The sequence below is a fragment of the Candidatus Neomarinimicrobiota bacterium genome (assembly GCA_022567655.1).
Taxonomy (GTDB): Bacteria; Fidelibacterota; SORT01; order SORT01; family SORT01; genus JADFGO01.
The window spans coordinates 1-19,333 of the sequence record JADFGO010000035.1 but is presented as its reverse complement, the minus strand read 5'-3'; the positions used below and the strand labels follow the sequence as shown (position 1 = coordinate 19,333).

The following is a 19,333-nucleotide window of genomic DNA, read 5'->3' as shown; positions in this document are numbered from 1 at the left end:
ATCCCCCGCCATGAGCGACCTGCCGGAGAGCTGGCCATCCTCCTGGCCTGACAAGCAGGATCAGGATGACCCCGGCTGGCCCGGTTCGTGGAACGGTTTTTTCGGCAGGGATGTCTTCCAGGCGGATCAGGAAAGCTACTTTGTGATGGATGATAACTTCAACGTAGAATTTGGTCAATTTGTTCCGGACCCTTCGGATCTAAGTCGTAAAGGGCTTGGATTAAAAGTTTCCGTAAGGGGCTTGCAGTGGGCCGACCCCTTAGCCCAGGATGCGATGTTCTGGTTATATGACATTACCAATGTTGGAGCCACTACTTACAATAAAATCGTATTCGGAGAGGTCTTCGACGCGCGCATGGGAGGACAGGGTGAGGAAAATGACGACCTTGCCGAGTTTATCTCCGAGGGGAATATAGATATTACCTACTCATGGGATTTAGACGATATAGGTTCGGGCGGATGGTCGCCTGTGGGCTATTTCGGCTTTGCATTCCTTGAAAGTCCCGGAGTCGCCACTGACGGCATAGATAACGATGAAGATGGATTGATAGATGAGAGCCGCGACAGCGGACCAGGTACATTGATTTTCGGTCCGATCGGGATTTACGGAGAGCCGAAAGAGCACTGGTCCGGTGATGAAGACGGTGATTGGATTGGGTTTAGCGATTTTAACGGAAACGGGATATTGGATTCAGGTGAGCCTTTAAACGATGATTTAGGAAAGGACGGAAAAGGTCCCGACGACCTTCTTTATCCCGGAAAAGACACGGGTGAAGGCGACGGAATTCCCACTGATGGGGAACCGAATTTCGATAAGACAGATGTTGACGAATCCGACCAGATAGGTCTCACAAGTATGGATGCTCATATCGAGAATTCTGTTAGATTCTCCGATGATGAGGTCATGTGGCCTCTGCTGCTTCCGGGGCATTTTTCCCCGCCGGCACTTCGGCCGACTAACTATGAATTCTTTTACGGCTCCGGTTTTTTCCTGTTGGAACCGGGGAAAACCGAACGGTTTTCTCTTGCGATGGTCCTGGGAGAGGATAAGGACGATATCCTCAGAAATAAAAATACCGTACAGAATATATATGACGCCAACTATCGTTTCAAACAGCCGCCTATGAAGCCGTCTGTAAGGTCGTCTTCCGGCGATAAAAGTGTAACCCTTTATTGGGACACTATTGCAGAACGTTCAAGGGATCCGATCTATGGCCTTGATTTCGAAGGATACATGATATATAAGAGTACATGGTTCGATTTCTCTGATGCAAACCCGGTCACGGATAGTTTCGGCAATGCCGTATTTTTTGAGCCTGTTGCTCAATTCGATCTCGTGGACGGATTAGTAGGACCGCATCCCATCGGCATCGGTTCCGAGCCCGGCATAGACCAGCCCACAGGAGCTAACCTGAATATGGGCACCGATAACGGCTTAACGCATTTTTGGGTTGACACTGATGTCATTAACGGTCAAAAGTATTTCTATGCGGTCGTTTCCTATGATAAGGGATACGATACCGATTTTTTCGCACGAGGTCTCTCTTCTGATTCCTCATTGACTATCGCCTCCCCGAGTTTGAGCGCTATCGACTTCAAACTGGACAGAACCGGCAACGTCATCGGCGCCGGAATAAACACAGCGGTAGTAACACCGAATGCTCCGGTTACAGGCTACCTTCCAGCCGAGGTAACCAATTTGGAGCATATTGCCGGCCCCGCTACAGGGCGCATAGAATATATGATTTTAGACCAGCTGAATATAAAGGATAACGCAACTTATAATATCTTGTTTGATGACACCTCGGCTCCCGAAATATCTTATTCTATCTTCAACACCACCGATAATGTGCGAGTGATAGCAAATCAAACGGGGATAGACAATGCTAACAGTCCTGAATTTGAAGGAATAATGTTGACTGTATTCAACGATACGGAGATTCTCTGGGACGAGCCGAATTCCGGATGGATTGGCGGCAACAGCAATCTCCTCCCGGATGTACAGGACGTAAAGTCCGACGGAGTTACGGCATTATACCGCTCACCTGCGGATTATATGATGGTTTTTGATTCAGATTTTGTTGATATGTCTACAAACATGAAACCGGCTAAGTTCAAGATATGGGATGTTACCTTCCCTGATGACCCTATCAGTATCAAGTTTTGGTTCAAGGACAAGGATAGTGACGGAAACCTCTCAGGAGACATTGTTAACGATTTTATCTACTTAGAGGTGGAGGGTCCGGACGGTGAGCAAGTGCAAAGCTGGAAAGTGGCTCTTGAAGAGCCGCCTGATATGTTATTCGACACCACTTTTACTGAAAACGATTCGATGATTATTGATACTATTGACGTAGAGCCCATAATTCCGGGTGCAGGCGATACGATGTTCATCGCTATCATTAAACCGTTCAGGTCCGGTGATATCTATGAATTTACGACAACCGGAGCGTCCGTCGACCAGGAGGTGGCAAAGACAGGCCTTGATGAGATTATTGTTGTACCGAATCCTTATGTCGCTTCCGCTTCCTGGGAATCCAGGCTGCCTCCCGGAATCATTTCGGGTCGTGGAGAAAGGAAAATACAATTTTCTCATCTTCCGAGCAAATGTACGATTCGTATTTACAGTGTACGGGGATATCTGGTGGACACGCTCGAGCATGATCAGCCGTTGAATGACGGCACAGAATTCTGGGATTTGAAAAGCAAGGACGGAATGGATATAGCCTATGGTCTATATTTTTATCACATCGAAGCGCCGGGGCTGGGTGAAATCATGGGCAAATTCGCGGTTATCAAATGAGACAATCTTGTGTGAATCAAATGAAAAATGATATTACGATACCTGTCCGACTCCAGCCCGGCATCGGTCTGGCGGGGATGCCGGACAGGAAGGAAAGAACTGTGATACCGAAGGTTTTGTTTCTTATATGGATTACAGTTTTGATGGCGCCGGTTTCAGCATATAGCCAGATCACGGGAAACGTCTCAAAGGTAGGCACGGTTGCAGCTGCGTTCCTTGAGATAGAAGTAGGGTCTCGTGCCGTCGGCATGGGCGGCGCTTACGTGGCGGTTGCCGATGATGCCACCGCTGTTTACTGGAATCCGGCGGGACTGGCACGTATTTCTAAGAGCGAAGTTGTTCTGGTTCATACTAACTGGCTGGTAGATACATCATTTGATTTTGTCGCCATAGCAATTCCTGTTGGTAATTTCGGGACTATCGGAGCGAGCATCACATCTTTGAGCACTGACGAAATGGAAGTCAGAACCGTTCTGCTTCCGGAGGGTACCGGAGAACGTTTTTCTACAAGTGATTTATCCGCCGGATTGTCATACGCATTGAATTTGACAGACAGGTTTTCCATTGGCGTGAATGCCAAATATATTTCGCAGAAGATATGGCACATGAGTGCGCAGGGGTTTGCGCTGGACATCGGGACTTTATTCAAGACAAATCTCAATGGTATGGTTATTGGTATGAGTATATCGAATTTCGGCACTTCTATGAGGCTTCAAGGGAATGATATTTTTGTAAATTACGATGAAGCTCCTAATTTCGGTGGAAGCAACGACCGAATTCCGGCGTTTAAGCAGACCGAAAAGTATTCTCTGCCCCTTCTCCTCCGGGTGGGGTTGGCTATGGACATTATCAGCAGTGAAAGCAACACGCTTACAGTCGCTCTGAATGCGGCTCATCCTAATGACAACACCGAATATGTCAATATGGGTGTGGAATATGCGATTGGCGACATGGTTGCGTTGAGGATGGGATATAAGAACACGTTTCTTAGAGATTCTGAAGAGGGTATTACCGCCGGAGTGGGGACGAAACTCGTTTTAGCCGGTGGAATTGCCTTCACGGTTGATTATGCTTACCAGGATTTCGGCAGGCTGAATAACGCTCAAATGTTTTCACTTACGCTTGAATTTTAATGGAGAATATCCTGTATCCGGTTTATGATAAAAAATAACACTTGACATTTGAGGAAGGGCAATTATATTGAATTGTATCAAAGTAATAATACCAAAATTAAACCCACAATGTGGTATAATGCGCGCTAAATATAGGGTTTTATTACGCTGGTATGTTTAGTGCGATAACACCGATCAACTCAGGGTTGATTGGATATAACAATGGAGGTACAGGATGATGAAGAATAAGCTACAAATGACGCTGGTAGTTGCTTTTACAGTCATGTTTGTCGGGCTTTTTGCTTCAACAATTTACGCCCAGGAAGACGACGTTCGCTACGCGGCGAAAAACACCGGTTTCGGCTTAACCGACATCGACAATGACGGCCGCAGTGAGATCATAATGTTCGATGATAACTCCGGCTTTGTTCGTGTGTATGAAGCCACGGCTACTGATACGTATGTATTAGTGAAAGAGTGGCAGCCGAACCCGGCTAACTGGGTACCGGGCGCCACTGTAAAGAGCGGGATAGAGGCGGTGGATTTTAACGATGACGGTGCTGAGGAGATCTATCTTTCCGATACGAAGGGTAACTCCTGGGTTATAATCCCCGGCACGGATGTTACCAAGATGCTCGACGACGCTAACTGGACCCGGCTCCACGACTGGAAGGTCGGCTTAGTTCACAATACTGACTATAATGAAACCGGCGAGGTCCGCGGAAACCTTATAGCCGACGTTGATGGTGACGGTTTGGAGAGCGTTTATATTGCCGCTAACAACTTCGGCGCGATTCTGGATATGGAGTGGGAGGGAGATGCAGGTGATGGCGGTGCCGGCGATGTGACTGACGGGGATCTTTACGGTTATTACACGACGTCGATAGTCGAAGCTGATGTTCAAGGCGGTAGTTTTGCTCGTCCGTCCAACATACAAATTACTGACATGGACGGTGACGGACTCATGGAGATCCTGGCGATCGTTCCGTGGACGGGTGACAACCCTATAGCCAACCTGACGGGATTGTATATATTCGAGCAAACGGATCTAGATGACCCAGGCAATCTGGGCGTCAACACCGCCCTGACCATGGTATGGCATGAGGCATCTGAGGCAATTTTCAAGCGCGGCTATATCTTAACGGCCGGCGGTACCTTAAGAGCTAATGTAGACATCGACGGGGACGGCCTGGGAGAGTTTTTGACGTATGACGGTGATGGCGGCGAAAGAATCGTCTATCTCTTTGAGGCAACTAATGCGACGGACAATGAATGGGTGGAAGTCTGGTCGTATCAGTTTTCCGACGGGGATGCAGGCATAGTTGGAGGTGAGCGCGGTATCATGGTGATGGATATAGACGGAGATGGTAATGATGAGATTGTAGTCATAGTCGATTCATACGATCCTGATGATACAGATAATAACGGCTTCAATGCGGGTCATATATTCGAGTTTGACGGTAGCCTTAGCGGTTATGGTTTACCGGACACGCCCACGGCGACGTTTGATCCACCGAGGGATGCCATGGACCAGGTCAGATTGGAGAATAACTCCCTGGTATATGATGTGGACGGCGACGGCGAGGACGAACTCGTGCTGACGTATCGCGGCGGTAACGGCATGTTTCTGTCAATCATATCGCTTGAGGCCACTGATACTGAATTAGCCGCTGGAAATGTTACGATGACGGTTGAGTTTGAGGAACTATTTGTATTTGTAGGTGTTGAAGATGGTCCGTTAGCTCAGATGCCCAGCGACTACTCATTGGGCCAGAACTATCCCAACCCCTTCAACCCTTCGACCACCATCGCGTATGATGTTCCTGCAGCATCCAATGTTTCTATAAACATATATGATATGTTGGGCAGGAATGTGATAACATTGGTAAACGAACAAAAGAACGCAGGTTCGCATACCGTTGAATGGAATGGAAAGAACTCGAGCGGAATACAGGTAACAAGCGGAATCTATTTCTACCGCTTGGAAGCCGGTCAGTCCGCAATCACGAAGAAAATGTTACTGCTCAGGTAACATGATATTTTCTCGAACGTGAGAGAAATAACTTCACATTACAAAGCCCTGCAAACGCAGGGCTTTGTTTTTTCTGTCCGGCGGGTGCCGGGCGGGGTGGTCAGGGCATTACCGAAATAAGAGTTCTTCGCTGAATTATTAAAACCGTGCGGGATTTGTTCTTCTTAGAGATCATCATTGTCAAATAAAAACCGTTAACCTCTCAAACATTTTAGGCTAAAATTCTGTTTAACGCACGTCTGATATTGCACAGAACAATATGGGAAAAAGGGAGCTGTTCGAGGTTTAACGGTAAGAAATTTCGGCGGGTTTATCGTCAAAAATCTCTACACACTTAGTGCATTTAGTTATTGACTCTTATCTATCTGCGAAATTATCTTTTCGGGAAATAATTACAGAAAGTTTACTTTTGTAAACATCACGGCCGGATGAATTATTAAAAGGTGAGTGTGATATGAATATAGATCTGATTATGGTACTCGCTTATTTCGTGGTCATTTTCCTGATCGGAATATATAAAAGCGGTAAACAGAAAAAGGATGCCACCACTTATTTCCTTAGTGGAAGGAATCTCCGCTGGCCTGCAATAGCGATGTCCACGATCGCGACCAACATTCAAGCAGGTCATTTTATCGGAATGGGTGGCGCTGCATACGTTTATGGTCTGGCGTGGGCGAATTTTGAGATCGATGCGGTCTTCGGCATTCTTCTCGCTGCTTTCTTTTTTGTCCCTCTCTATCTGCGTATGAAAGTATTCACCATTACCCAGTTCTTTGAGGCAAGGTTCGGCAGTTTTGTAGCTCTGAGTTATTCTATCTTTTCCCTGATTCTGTTCGGAGTTATCTATATGGGAGGAGCGCTCTACTGGGGAAGCATCGCGATTAACGGTATTTTTGCAGATCAGTTAACAGTACTTCATTCTGACCCGGTAATCAGGCTCTACATCATTGTGGTTCTCATGGGCGTGTTTTCATCTCTATATGTCTATTTCGGCGGTCTCGCGGCAGTTGTCCGCACTGACATCATTCAGTTGGTTACATTGTTAGGAGGCGCGTTTATAGTTCTGGTATTAGCGGTGAAAGCGGTCGGTGGATTCTCTGAATTGTATAATCCTGACAATTATGCCAATATCACGACCGGAAGGGATCATTTAATGCACCTGTTTCTGCCTATAGAGCACCCGAAAGTACCCTGGCCGGCCGTGTTCTTCGGCATGGCTCTATTGCACATCCAGTATTGGGGCGCAAACCAGGTGATTCTGCAAAGGTCTCTTGCCGCCCGTTCCCTGAAGGATGCCCAGATCGGATTGATAGTCGGCGGTTTTTTAAAGTATGTTTTTGCGGCTTTGATAATAATACCGCCAATCGCACTGGTAGGTTTTCATAAACCCCTTGAAGACCCTGACCAGGCATACATTGTACTGGTAAACACGCTGCTGTCACCGGGTGTCCGGGGTTTCGTGATTATGGGCCTCTTCGCTTCCCTGATGAGTACAGTGGATTCCATAATAAATTCGGTCAGCACCCTTTTTACGTTTGATATTTACAAGAGATTGGTAAATAAAAACGCGACGGATGAAAAGTTGATGAAGGTAGGAAAGAATTCAATCGGATTCATTACCCTTTCCGGAATCATGTTCGCATTTTCCCTGATCTATATAAAATATCACGGATTTAATTTCCCTCTTTCACTTATAACGAACGAGATATCTTACCATATAAAAGCAGGTTATACGATACTGATTTTGGCCGCGGTGTTCTGCACCAGAGCGCCGAGGAAACTTGTCGTGTACGTTTTTGTCGGCAGTGCAGCGGTTTCGCTCGCATTCAGATATTACATATTCCCGGATATGAACTGGTTAAACCGGACAGGATGGGTCATCGTATTAGGTTTTGCGATATTAGCGATTGTATCATATTTTTCACCCGGAACGAAGATCAAATGGAAAGAATTGCTCATTGTAGATTCAAGAAAGGTCGGGTATTTCGGCGTGGTTCTTGCCATATCATTAGTCGTGTTGAACGTGCTCTTCAGGTAAACAAGGGAAAATATCAATGAAAATAACATTTGCCGGAACCGGAGATGGACGGGGTATCCCTGCAATAGGTTGTAGGTGTGAACGGTGTGAGATTGGGAGGAAAGAGAGTGGGAAAAACCGACGACGACGGGTATGTGTTATAATAAAAAATAGTTCGGAGACAATTATACTCGATACACCGATCGACATCGGACGGATAGTAAATAAGTACAAAATATTCAACATATCTGCGATATTTCTTTCTCACAAACATTGGGATCACATCGGAGGAATAACCGAATTCGAGTGGTGGAATGCAGAGAAAATCCCCGTTTACGGGAATATGTCCGCGCTTGCAAATTTCGAAACAACTGAAAGACTGTATGATAGGTGCAAATTTCATGTCATGCATGACCGGGATTCGGTTAAAATAGGGGGGATAAAATTTAAATGTTTCAAGGTAAATCATAAAGTCCCCACCCATGGCTTGATCATAAGGGAAGATAGTAAACGCATAGTTCATTTTAGTGACAGCGTTAATTTATCATTAAATGATTTTGAGAAAAGACAGGTGAAAAAAGCGAACCTCGTCATATTCCATACACCGGGCTATGACGGCGGCACTGACCACATCGACGTTATCAGCGTGATGAAAATTGCGAAGAAATATCCGGAGATCAAATTCATTATCTCTCATATCGGGCATAATAACCTATCTCACGAAGAATTAGAGGAAAAATTTGCTTCTTATAAAAATCTGCGCGTCGCATATGATGGACTGGAGATTAAAATTTAATTTGCCCGACAATGAGTAAATTTCCACGATTCATAGGCTTTCAACTCAATCATTTCAGCGCCGGTATTCTTTCAACCAAACCCAGGAGTTGCCGTTAGGGTGAATATCTTGACTTATGATGTAGTTATATTAGGGCATTTTGCAAAAGATAAATTGATAATCGACGGAGAGGAAAAAGATGCTCTGGGCGGAGCTGTTTATTATGGCGCTATGGCTCTATCGAAGTTGAATTATTCCGCCGCAATTATTACTCTTCTCTCCAAGGATGATTTCTTTTACCTCGACGTAATGAGAAAAGACGGTATAAAAGTTTTTTCCCACGAAGCTGAACTGACCAGTGGGATTAAAAATACGTACTTTGGAGAAAAGCATGATAAAAGAGTATGTGAACCAATTGCGTTCGCAGGTGAATTTAAAGCAGAACATATACCGGATATTGCGACTGAAGTATTCCATATAGGACCTATAATGGCAGGCGAAGTGTCTCTGAACTTAATCGAACATATAACCTCCCGGTTTGAAAGAGTGTCCCTCGACCTTCAAGGCGTATTGCGCGTTAGAGACGGCAAGGAATTGATATTCGTTGATTGGCCGGATAAGGAGCGTGGATTAAAAGGGATTCATACGGTTAAGGCGGATTCCGTTGAATCGGAAGTTATTACGGGTGAAAAGGACATCTCGAAAGCGGCTCGAATTATCGCTGAATGGGGACCACGAGAGATAGTAATCACTCACAAAGACGGTTTGCTGGTTTACGCTGACGGCGAAATATTTGAAGCCCTGTTCACCCCACACTCGATAAAGGGACGTACCGGTCGCGGAGATACTTCGATCGTCTCCTATCTTGCGAGCAGATTAAAAACGTCGGTAGAAAAATCGTGCAGGTTTGCCGCTGCGGTAACTTCCATAAAGTTGGAGAAAGAGGGACCCTTTGACCGTACGTATCAGGATGTCCGGGCAAAGCTTGAAGCTGACTATTCTTTCACGTAAAAAATATCATGAGTGATATAAGAATCGGTATAATCGGAACTGGAGCAATTGCGGGAACGCACGCAGGAATATTGCAACAAAACGACGCTGTGAAATTGGGTTCTGTTTACGATATTCAGAATGACCGCGCGGAAAGATTTGCAGCCGAATTTGGTATGCAAGCGCTTTCCGGCGATGAGGATGTCATCGCTGATTCTGATGCCGTTTATGTTACTGTTCCCAATAATTTCCATGCCGAAATGACGCTCAAAGTCTTGAACCATGGTAAACACGTCTTTTGTGAAAAGCCGTTTGCACTCAATCTCGACGATGCCCGGAAGATAGTTGATGCTGTTGAAAAAGAAGGGGTTGTCTACCAGCTTGGGTTCAGCAGGAGACTCGCCCCGGTCTACAAAAAAATGAAAGAGCTGATAACGAGTGGGGAACTTGCCCCGAAATCGTTTAACATAAAAATGAACCGTGGAGAGCTGCAGGTTCCGCCGTGAACGAGCGACTCCAAAATCACGGGTGGATTCCTCTTTGAATCTACGCTTCATTTGATCGATATGGTTCGATACCTGTTTGGTGAAGTGAAGGAAGTCACGGCAGTTGGGTCAAAATCGGTCTACCCGTGTGTGGATGATTTTTCCATGATATTCGAAATGGAAAACGGAGTTCACGGTGTCTTTTCCTCCAGCGCTCACACCACATGGATATTTCCGTTTGAACGAGTAGAAATTTATGGAGACCACGCTTCAGTCGTAAGTGATGAGATGGAAGCTGTTACTTATTGTATGGACTTAAATACGCCTGTTGAGAAACTAACCTTTTCGACGCTCCCTATCAATGAGCGTTGGGGATTCACACAGGAAAATAAGATATTTGTGGATAGGCTTTTAGGTCGGGATTCCGGGGAGAACGCCCTGGTCGCCACGCATCTTGACGGATATAAGAACGTTGAACTCATGGAAAACATTTATGAAAAAGTGGGATTGGGTCGATAAACCAAACTGTCCATTAATTTCTTTGTTAATAGAAATTTTGAATAAGTAAGTGAACTCAAATAAATTACACAGGATCCGGAAACAAAAATGATAAAAACTATCAGGTTAACCACTGCTCAGGCTATTATTCGTTTTTTAAAGGCTCAGTGGGTCGAGCTGGATGATGATAGTAACCCGTTTTTTGCCGGAATGTGGGGAATATTCGGTCATGGAAATGTAGCGGGTATTGGGCAGGCGCTCGAGCAAGATGGAGAGTTCACTCATTACTTACCCCGGAACGAACAAGCGATGGTGCATATTGCTGCGGCTTTTGCCAAGCAGAATCGCCGAATGAGGGCGTTCGCCTGTACTACTTCAATAGGTCCCGGCGCGACCAATATGGTAACCGCGGCGGCGGGCGCCACTATCAACAGGATTCCCGTGCTTCTACTGCCGGGTGATACATTTGCCCGAAGAAACGTCGGCCCGGTTCTACAACAATTGGAGTATCCCCCCGGTCAGGACGTATCCGTTAATGATTGCCTGAGAACCGTGAGCCGTTACTGGGACCGTATAAACCGACCCGAGCAAATTCTTACGTCGTTTCCGGAGGCGATGCGGGTTCTTACGGACCCTTCCGAGACCGGGGCGGTGACTATATCTCTGCCGCAAGACGTGCAAGCCGAAGCATACGATTTTCCCGAAACCTTTTTTGAAAAAAGAGTTCACTATATCCCGAGGACGATTCCCGACCCCGCCTTGTTACTTCGTGCAGTGGAACTGATAAAGAAATCCACGAAACCCTTGATCATCGCAGGCGGAGGTGTGATTTACTCCGGGGCAGATGAATCATTGGCAAAGTTTTGTGAATCCACGGGGATACCGGTCGGCGAAACTCAAGCTGGGAAGGGTTCTCTTAATTGGAAACATGATAAGAACCTGCAGGGAATCGGGGTTACGGGAACCTCATCCGCTAATCGGATTGCGAAGGAGGCTGACCTCGTGATTGCTATAGGTACCCGTTTGTCAGATTTTACTACGGCTTCAAAGACCCAATTTCAGAATCCCGAAGTGAGATTCATCAGCATCAACGTATCTCCGTTTGATGCAGGTAAACATTCAGCGCTGATGCTGGTCGGGGATGCAAAGGCAACCCTGGAAAGGCTGAATCAGATGCTGTCGGAGAAAGCTTATTCCGTTTCACCGGATTACGAAGAGGCGATTCAAAATTTAATCAACGAATGGCATAAGGAGTGTGATCGAATATTCTCACCGGGCAACGGGGAAAAGGTCAGTCAAGGTGAAATAATCGGTATATTGAATGAATTCATGACAGACAAGGATACTTTAGTTTGTGCTGCAGGAAGCCTTCCGGGGGACCTGCATAAGCTGTGGCGGGCGGAGAACGGCGACCAGTACCACATGGAATACGGCTATTCGTGTATGGGCTATGAAATAGCCGGTGGACTCGGTGTAAGATTTGCGAAAGAGGAGGGTGATGTGTTCGTTATGGTCGGGGACGGTTCTTATCTCATGATGCATACCGAAATTGTCACTTCTCTTCAGGAGGATAAGAAACTTATAATTATCCTTGTGGACAACCATGGGTATGGAAGCATAGATGGCTTGTCGAAGAGCCTCGGAAGTATGGGATTCGGAAATAAGTTACGACGTCGTGACCCGAAAACCGAGAAACTAACGGGCGATTTTCTTGAAATTGACTTTGTTGAGAATGTTATCTCCCTCGGCGCCGAAGGCATCAGAGCCGGAACACGCGAAGAGTTTGATTCAGCGCTGAAAAAAGCCAGGGGAAATGAAAAGACCACGGCAATCATCATCGAACTTGAACCATCGGATGTCCCCGGCTACGAATCGTGGTGGGACGTACCGATAGCAGAAGTTTCGGAAATGCAGACGGTACAGCAAGCACGAAAAGAATATGAGGAAAAAGTAAAAAAAGAACGGTATTTTTAGTGAGTCAGCAGAGAGTGAAATTGGGGATTGCGCCGATAAATTGGTCTAACGATGACCTCCCGGAACTTGGGGCGGACATTTCACTCGACAGATGTCTGTCTGAGATGCAGGAAGCCGGATATGCGGGAACGGAATTAGGAAATAAGTTTCCGACTCAGGCTGCCACGCTTAAACCGTTGCTCTCTAAATATGGATTATCATTAGCCTCTATGTGGCATACCACTTATTTTGTTGAGAACGACGATTTGGAAGCCGAGCTGTCCAGGATAAAAGAGAACTTGGAATTTCTTTCGGCGATGGGAACGAGCGTGATCAATATTGCCGAGTGCAGCGGGAGTGTCCATGGTGACAGGAACAAGCCGTTATCAAATAAACCGGTGTTTGATGACAGGGAATGGGATCGTCTAATTACAGGTTTAAAAAAAACCGGTGAATTATGTGATGCATATGGAATCAGCCCTGCATTCCATCACCACATGGGGACCGGAGTTCAGACTGAAGACGAGATCGACCGATTGATGTCCTCGACTGCGAATGAAAAGGTTTACCTGTGCGCTGATACAGGTCATATGCGTTTCGCAGGGTTTGACCCGCTGCCGGTTTACGAAAGATATATCGGCCGTATTCGTCATATTCATTTGAAGGACGTTCGCGAGAATGTATTGACCGAAATGTTAGACAAGGATGCTTCCTTTCTGGATTCGGTTATAGAAGGAGTATTTACGGTGCCGGGAGACGGGATGATCGATTTTAAACCGGTTTTCGACGTCGTTATCGAGTCGAACTATAATGGGTGGATGATAGTAGAAGCCGAAGGGGATCCGTCAAAAAATAACCCGCTTCAATATTCCAAAATTGCAAAACGATATATAAGTGAAATTGCAAACATATAAATTATAAACGTGAGAAGGCGATAGATGAATAATACAAAGATGCAACTTACTACCGACTTCGGCAGCGACTGGTGGAATGATTCATGTGACCTGAAAGAATTACAGGATGCTGTCGATCAGGGCGCCGTAGGCGCCACCTCCAATCCGGTGATTGTTAAGATGGTAGTTGAAAATAAACCAGATGAATGGCTGCCTGTCATTGACAGGCTGATCTCAGAAAGCCCGAACAAAACCGAAGATGATATTACATGGGCTTTGGTAGATGATATCGGAACTCGCGCCGCAAAAATACTCAAACCGGTATATGATAAAACAAATGGAGAGAAGGGAAAGCTCTCGCTTCAGGTGAATCCGAAGCAGTATCCGAACCCTGAGCGAATGGTGGAACAAGCGAAGCATTTAGCCGGATTAGCGCCTAACGTAGCCATTAAATGTCCGGCAATCGGTCCCGGACTTGAGGCTATCGAAGAGTTAGTAAGCCAGGGGATTACCATCAACGCCACGGTCAGTTTCTCAGTTCCTCAAGCGGTCAGCTGCGCAGAGGCGGTCGAGAGGGGTTGGAAGAGGGCGGAAGAAAACGGAGTGGATACTTCCAATCTCTCACCTTACGTGACTATAATGGTAGGACGAATTGATGATCACCTCAGGGGGATTATGAAGGATGAAAGTATTACGATTGATCCCGATTACCTGGACTGGGCGGGTGTGGCAATATTTAAAAGAGCCTACAAGATATTTAAGGAACGGGGATACAGGAGTAAACTACTGTCCGCAGCCTTCAGGTGTCATATGCACTGGTCGGAGCTGGTGGGGGGTAACGTGGTCATCAGCATGCCCTATGATTGGTGGAATAAGTTTAATGATTCCGATATCGAGGTGAAGGAACGAATGGATAATGATGTTGATAAGAAAATAATAGATCAGCTTCAGGAGAAGTTTGTTGACTTCAGAAGGGCTTATGAGGAAGACGGAATGAAGGTCGAGGAATTCCTCAAGTTCGGCCCTTCAGTTCGCACTCTAAGTCAATTCCTGGGGGGCTATGACGGTCTGGTTGGTATTGTACGGGAGAGAATGCTCGCAACCTGATGGTGAAAGTGAGTTTTCAATGTCAAATTTCAACCGATTCATTCAATTTATATTCAGATTGTGGTAAATCAATTGCGAAAAAGGAGGCTTAGTGTTTGAGTCTGGTCAAGATATTTCGGGATAAGACGTTTTCGGTCGGGTACAATGAATATCTGACGCCTGACGACGATACAGGATTGAGATTTCAAATCCTTCAAATGGACGCAAATTCAGAGGAGACGATCCTGTCGAATGAATATGAAACCGCGCTACTGGTTATCGAAGGGAAGGGAACTTTAAGGTACGGTGATCAATCAGTAAAATTTGACAGGACCAACTGGATTGAGCAGAATCCTGTAGCGGCTCATTTTCCTGCGGGAGATGAAATCCGGATTATGACAGAAGAAGTTTCTCGACTGGCTGTTATCAGTACTCTGAACGGCTCCCGATTTGATGGTAAAATCTATCTTCCCGAAGAAGTCGACATTGAGCGAAGAGGAGAAGACATACTCGACGGAACGTGTTATCGGTTGGTCCGCTTGGTTTTTGACAGAACAATTGCGCCGGAGAACGCGAAACTGGTTTTAGGTGAAGTATTAAATTTCCCGGGCAAGTGGAGCAGTTATCCGCCGCATCACCATGAGCAACCGGAAATCTACTATTATGAGTTCTCTCCTCATGAAGGATATGGTCATGGAGAGCTCGGCGAGGATGTCTTCAAGATCAAACATCAGGACTTATTAAAGATAACGAATTCCCGGGATCACAGTCAGGTGTCGGCGCCGGGATACCATATGTATTATATCTGGGCGATTAGGCATCTTGATGATGCGCCGTATACCGGATTTGAATTCACCGAGCCATACGATAAGTTATTAGACTGAACATGGCGAAACGTCCCGGTTAAATAATGTCTTTAGATGATGCCATCGCAGCTCATCAATAGTCTCACTGTACACGGTGACCCGCGCATTAAAATGATGAACTTTTATATTCATTATATTCCACTTTCGACGAGCTGGCAAGAGTGTTTATCAGGAATTGACTAAAGATGAGGAATCGGAAATTACCGGTTATATTACTGTTCTTTTCGTTGGTCGGCTGTGAGAAAAAAGCCGACCCGCTTCCCGGTGAAGTTGTTGCAGTTGTTAACGGTGTGCCCATCACAAAACGAGAGATGGTAAGACGAATAGAGCTTACTCCCGTTCCGGGGTTTCATCGGCATAAAGACAGGAATAAACGGGCGCTCGACATGTTGATTGACGAATTGACGTTGAGTCTAATGGCTAAGGAACAAGGTTTTGAGGATTCACCGGATTACAAGGAAGCAATAGAATTCATTGAACAGCAGGCGTTGATTCGTGAACTTTTCTTTGAAGAGATCCGAAGCAAAGCAGTTCCCGATTCACAAAATATTGATCTTGCGCTGAGAAAGTCACTGGTACGTCTGACGGTCAAGGCATTAATGACGGAAGAAAAACACATCACCGATAAATGGCTTAAACTCATAAAGACAGGAACAACATTTGAGGAGCTGATAAGAGAATCTGAAGGTGATTCCAGGATTCAAATAACAGGTTTGTCGTTTCACTGGGGGGACGGCGCCGTTCCTATTCAGGTAGAAAATGCCGCTTACCGGCTAAGGGTCGGAGAAACGTCAGCTGTTTTAAAATTGCCTAACAGCTTCGCTATTCTTTACGTTGAGGATGCCGCTCAAGATGTTATCCTGTCTCCCTATGAAGTCAGCAAGAAACAATCGCAGATCAAACAGGTGCTTCGTGCAAGGAAAGAGAGCGTTTTGGCGAATGAATATGTATCAAAACTCATGAAACCTATAACAGTAGAGCAAAAAGGGGATGGTTTGGAAGCCGTCGTAAAATTTTTTGAAAGGAGACTGGCGCTGATCGAGAATGACGAGTTGCCGTTGGCGCAAATTATGAACGAGGAATTGACGCTGTCCGATGAAATTGATCTTTCTCTGCCGGTCATAAAGACGCCCGGTTTTGTGTGGAATGGCAATGACGTAGCGGTTTTACTCAGGAATTATAATTATCCGATAATTAAAAACAGTCGTGCCTCCCTTCGCAAAACAATGACGGATTTTTTAAAAAGCGCTGTCACCGACCACTATTTAGCGGTACGAGCCGAACAGATTGGCTTGCAGTCCGCCGAAAGAGTAAGGGAGGACGTTCAAATGTGGAGCCGGTATTTTTTAAGTCAAAAAGGATTAAGCGCTTTTGCTGACCACGATACTACCCGGAATGACAGAGAATCTATTGACAGACAGGTCAAGGCTCTGCGAGAGAGGGCGCAAATAGAGATCAATCACGATTTCTTAGAAAGTATTGAGCTAACTGGTATTCCCATGATTGCTGTCTGGAAGAACCGTTTTAATCAGCATTTGGCGGCACCCCCACTGGTGCAGTACTGAATTTGAATTTGAAATTATTCAATAAAGATCTATTAGATAATTTTTGGCAACGATAGTAAAAGTGACATAATGGGACGTGGAGAAGGTCATTGAGATGATGAATGTTTATCTAAAAACATGAGATAAATGGTACTCGGATAAGGATGATCTTATCTTTGAACCTTCAAATTTGTTTCATTGCTGAAAAACTGTTCCTCATAGTTCATATCAATTGCAATCTGGCTTACATAAATACTTTATATTAAAATGTAATATCGATATGGGAATATTCGTGATTGAGCTGAATTGGATGTAATCGTGAAGTTTAATAAAATGTAAATATGTCTTACATTTACAATACAATTATGAAAGAGATTGCGTGTATGAAAGCGAAAAAGGTGATGAAATCTGTCTCTTCACTGCTTTTGGCAGTATTGATTTCTTCCACTGCTCATGCGCAGTACAAGGTGGGCGACGTTGTGTCTGATTTCACCTTACAAAGCTACAATAGCACCACAAAAAGTTTTGATGGCTCCACGATTTCATTTTTCGACTATAGCGGAGATGTTGTGCTCCTCACATTCTGGTTCTTCGGTTGTCCTCCATGTGTAGAGGAGGCGCCGGTCATACAGGCGGAGCTGTGGGAGAAGTATAAAGACAGAAATTTTCAAGTTTTGTCGATTGGTTTCAGGGAATCGGTTGAAAACGCGGAGCTGTGGGTGGGTTTTTATCTAATTACGCATTTAGTTGTGATAGACGAAGGAAGTGTATTTGAGAGCTATAGTGGTAATTTAGGCTTTGCAACCTTTCCGCTCAACGCAATCGTAGGTTCCGACGGCCGCTTATTATATTCAGAAGTTGCCTTTGACCTTGAGACGTTAGACGAGATCATAAATAGTAATACTGTAATTGTGTCTATTGATGATGAACCGGCAAATATACCCGATAAACTCACACTTCACCCGGCGTATCCGAACCCATTCAACCCTTCAACGACAATATCCTTTGATCTCAACGCTCGATCAAGCCTGAATTTGAAAATATTCGACCAGCTCGGCAGGGAGGTAATCACCCTTTATAGCGGAACTCTCGAACGAGGGAATCATTCTTATACCTGGAACGGTAGAGACAATAATGGGAAGAAAGTCTCCTCGGGAATTTATTTTTCACAGCTGCAAGTGGGAGAGCTGCATAGGGTGCGAAAGGTAACTCTCTTAAAATGACTAAGCGTTTTTACTTGATTGCTGTAACTCTTTTAATTTTCTCCGGTGCGGACAGCGCAACGCCGTTTATTCCTTTGCAAGGGAACGTCACAAGTTACAGGTTGAAGACCCTGGGGGGAAAGAAGATAAGCCTGAAGGACTACAGGGGAAGTCCTTTACTTATAAATTTCTGGGCGACTTGGTGCGCTCCTTGCAGAAAGGAGTTTCCAATAATTAAAGAGATAGAAAAAAAATTCGGCAAGGATGGTCTTGTAGTTCTCGCAGTGAATGTAGATGATACCAGAACAATTTCCGGTGTCAAATCATTTGTATCGGCGCATTCTCTTAAATTCACAATTCCTCTGGATCCTAACAGGAAACTTTTCAACAGTTTCCATGGTACATCATTGCCGCTGACGCTGCTTATAGATGCTTCCGGTAATGTGATAAGGACATATTCGGGCTTTTTAGGCGCATGGGAAGAAGATATTAACCGGCTGTTGTCTGAGTTGGTGACAAACGCTTCATCGCAAAAGGCGGAATAAGAATGAACTGGCAGAGAGCAGGAACCTTTGCCGTAACCCTGGCGATCACAACGACGAATGTGTACGCGCAGGATATCCATTTTTATGGGTCGAACAAAGTTCGCTTCGCCGACGGCACAAGGCTAAACAGCCTGCAAAATCTTCAAACGTCCGGTTCGGGGAATTCTTCCGGTGTTACAACGGGTTTTCTTGAAAATTGGGCAGATATATCAGCAGTTTACAACAACTGGTTTGCCACATTCAGGTACGAGTTTGATGATCCTTCTGAATACGGTCTTAACAGAAATGATATAGTCAACTGGAGTATCTACTACGAAAATGAAAACTATTCGTTAAATGCCGGCACTTTCGAAGAGCTCTTCGGGCGCGGTCTCACGTTGAATCTCTATGAGGACAGGTCGATATTTTACGATAACAGGCTTGAAAACGGCGGAAAATTCAAATATGACGGCGACAGGTTTTCCGTAACCTTCTTGAAAGGGAACAATCTCTTCTATGAGACATTGAACGAAAACACGGCAAGGCAGGATTA

16 protein-coding genes are annotated in these 19,333 nt (G+C 45.3%); all 16 read left to right on the top strand.

Annotated features, from left to right (window positions below):
- The coding region (locus IID12_05265) for a hypothetical protein (GenBank protein MCH8288499.1) at positions 1-2,803 on the top strand (2,803 nt) is incomplete at its 5' end.
- A 20-nt stretch (positions 2,804-2,823) separates the two neighbouring features.
- The gene (locus IID12_05260) at positions 2,824-3,936 is read left to right on the top strand and encodes a PorV/PorQ family protein (protein MCH8288498.1); all 1,113 of its coding nucleotides are present in this window, start codon (positions 2,824-2,826) and stop codon (positions 3,934-3,936) included.
- 214 nt (positions 3,937-4,150) lie between these two features.
- Positions 4,151-5,947 (top strand): T9SS type A sorting domain-containing protein, encoded by a 1,797-nt coding sequence (locus IID12_05255; GenBank protein MCH8288497.1) that lies wholly within the window; start codon positions 4,151-4,153, stop codon positions 5,945-5,947.
- A 454-nt stretch (positions 5,948-6,401) separates the two neighbouring features.
- The gene (locus IID12_05250; protein MCH8288496.1) at positions 6,402-7,985 is read left to right on the top strand and encodes a sodium/solute symporter; all 1,584 of its coding nucleotides are present in this window, start codon (positions 6,402-6,404) and stop codon (positions 7,983-7,985) included.
- A gap of 16 nt (positions 7,986-8,001) precedes the next feature.
- On the top strand, positions 8,002-8,760 hold the full coding sequence (locus tag IID12_05245; protein ID MCH8288495.1) for an MBL fold metallo-hydrolase: 759 nt from the start codon (positions 8,002-8,004) through the stop codon (positions 8,758-8,760).
- Between the two features lie 99 nt (positions 8,761-8,859).
- A complete protein-coding gene (locus tag IID12_05240) occupies positions 8,860-9,750 on the top strand; it encodes a hypothetical protein (GenBank protein ID MCH8288494.1) in 891 nt (296 codons plus the stop codon).
- A gap of 8 nt (positions 9,751-9,758) precedes the next feature.
- A complete protein-coding gene (locus tag IID12_05235) occupies positions 9,759-10,235 on the top strand; it encodes a Gfo/Idh/MocA family oxidoreductase (protein MCH8288493.1) in 477 nt (158 codons plus the stop codon).
- A 51-nt stretch (positions 10,236-10,286) separates the two neighbouring features.
- Positions 10,287-10,733: a hypothetical protein gene (locus tag IID12_05230; protein ID MCH8288492.1), complete on the top strand. Its 447-nt coding sequence runs from the start codon at positions 10,287-10,289 to the stop codon at positions 10,731-10,733.
- Positions 10,734-10,823: 90 nt separating this feature from the next.
- Positions 10,824-12,686 carry a 3D-(3,5/4)-trihydroxycyclohexane-1,2-dione acylhydrolase (decyclizing) gene (gene iolD / locus IID12_05225; GenBank protein ID MCH8288491.1) on the top strand — a complete coding sequence of 621 codons (1,863 nt, stop codon included), beginning with the start codon at positions 10,824-10,826 and terminating at the stop codon, positions 12,684-12,686.
- Positions 12,686-13,579 carry a myo-inosose-2 dehydratase gene (gene iolE, locus IID12_05220; protein MCH8288490.1) on the top strand — a complete coding sequence of 298 codons (894 nt, stop codon included), beginning with the start codon at positions 12,686-12,688 and terminating at the stop codon, positions 13,577-13,579. The genes iolD and iolE overlap by 1 nt, the downstream gene beginning before the upstream one ends.
- Positions 13,580-13,618: 39 nt before the next feature.
- Positions 13,619-14,665, top strand: coding sequence for a transaldolase family protein (locus IID12_05215; protein ID MCH8288489.1), 1,047 nt, complete (start codon positions 13,619-13,621; stop codon positions 14,663-14,665).
- A 95-nt stretch (positions 14,666-14,760) separates the two neighbouring features.
- Positions 14,761-15,528 (top strand): 5-deoxy-glucuronate isomerase, encoded by a 768-nt coding sequence (locus tag IID12_05210; protein MCH8288488.1) that lies wholly within the window; start codon positions 14,761-14,763, stop codon positions 15,526-15,528.
- Positions 15,529-15,695: 167 nt separating this feature from the next.
- Entirely contained in the window at positions 15,696-17,075 is a 1,380-nt protein-coding gene (locus IID12_05205) for a hypothetical protein (GenBank protein MCH8288487.1), read from the top strand.
- A 362-nt stretch (positions 17,076-17,437) separates the two neighbouring features.
- Entirely contained in the window at positions 17,438-18,277 is an 840-nt protein-coding gene (locus IID12_05200) for a redoxin domain-containing protein (GenBank protein ID MCH8288486.1), read from the top strand.
- On the top strand, positions 18,274-18,801 hold the full coding sequence (locus IID12_05195; protein ID MCH8288485.1) for a TlpA family protein disulfide reductase: 528 nt from the start codon (positions 18,274-18,276) through the stop codon (positions 18,799-18,801). Before IID12_05200 ends, IID12_05195 begins: the two co-directional genes overlap by 4 nt.
- Before the next feature lie 2 nt (positions 18,802-18,803).
- Positions 18,804-19,333: hypothetical protein (locus tag IID12_05190; protein ID MCH8288484.1), on the top strand; the 530-nt coding region annotated here is incomplete at its 3' end.

Coding starts and splice junctions, on each gene's coding strand:
- IID12_05255 (MCH8288497.1), top strand. CDS start 4,151: ATGATGAAGAATAAGCTACAAATGACGCTGGTAGTTGCTTTTACAGTC.
- IID12_05215 (MCH8288489.1), top strand. CDS start 13,619: ATGCAACTTACTACCGACTTCGGCAGCGACTGGTGGAATGATTCATGT.
- IID12_05235 (MCH8288493.1), top strand. CDS start 9,759: ATGAGTGATATAAGAATCGGTATAATCGGAACTGGAGCAATTGCGGGA.
- IID12_05250 (MCH8288496.1), top strand. CDS start 6,402: ATGAATATAGATCTGATTATGGTACTCGCTTATTTCGTGGTCATTTTC.
- IID12_05260 (MCH8288498.1), top strand. CDS start 2,824: ATGAAAAATGATATTACGATACCTGTCCGACTCCAGCCCGGCATCGGT.
- IID12_05245 (MCH8288495.1), top strand. CDS start 8,002: ATGAAAATAACATTTGCCGGAACCGGAGATGGACGGGGTATCCCTGCA.
- IID12_05200 (MCH8288486.1), top strand. CDS start 17,438: ATGAAAGCGAAAAAGGTGATGAAATCTGTCTCTTCACTGCTTTTGGCA.
- IID12_05195 (MCH8288485.1), top strand. CDS start 18,274: ATGACTAAGCGTTTTTACTTGATTGCTGTAACTCTTTTAATTTTCTCC.
- IID12_05205 (MCH8288487.1), top strand. CDS start 15,696: ATGAGGAATCGGAAATTACCGGTTATATTACTGTTCTTTTCGTTGGTC.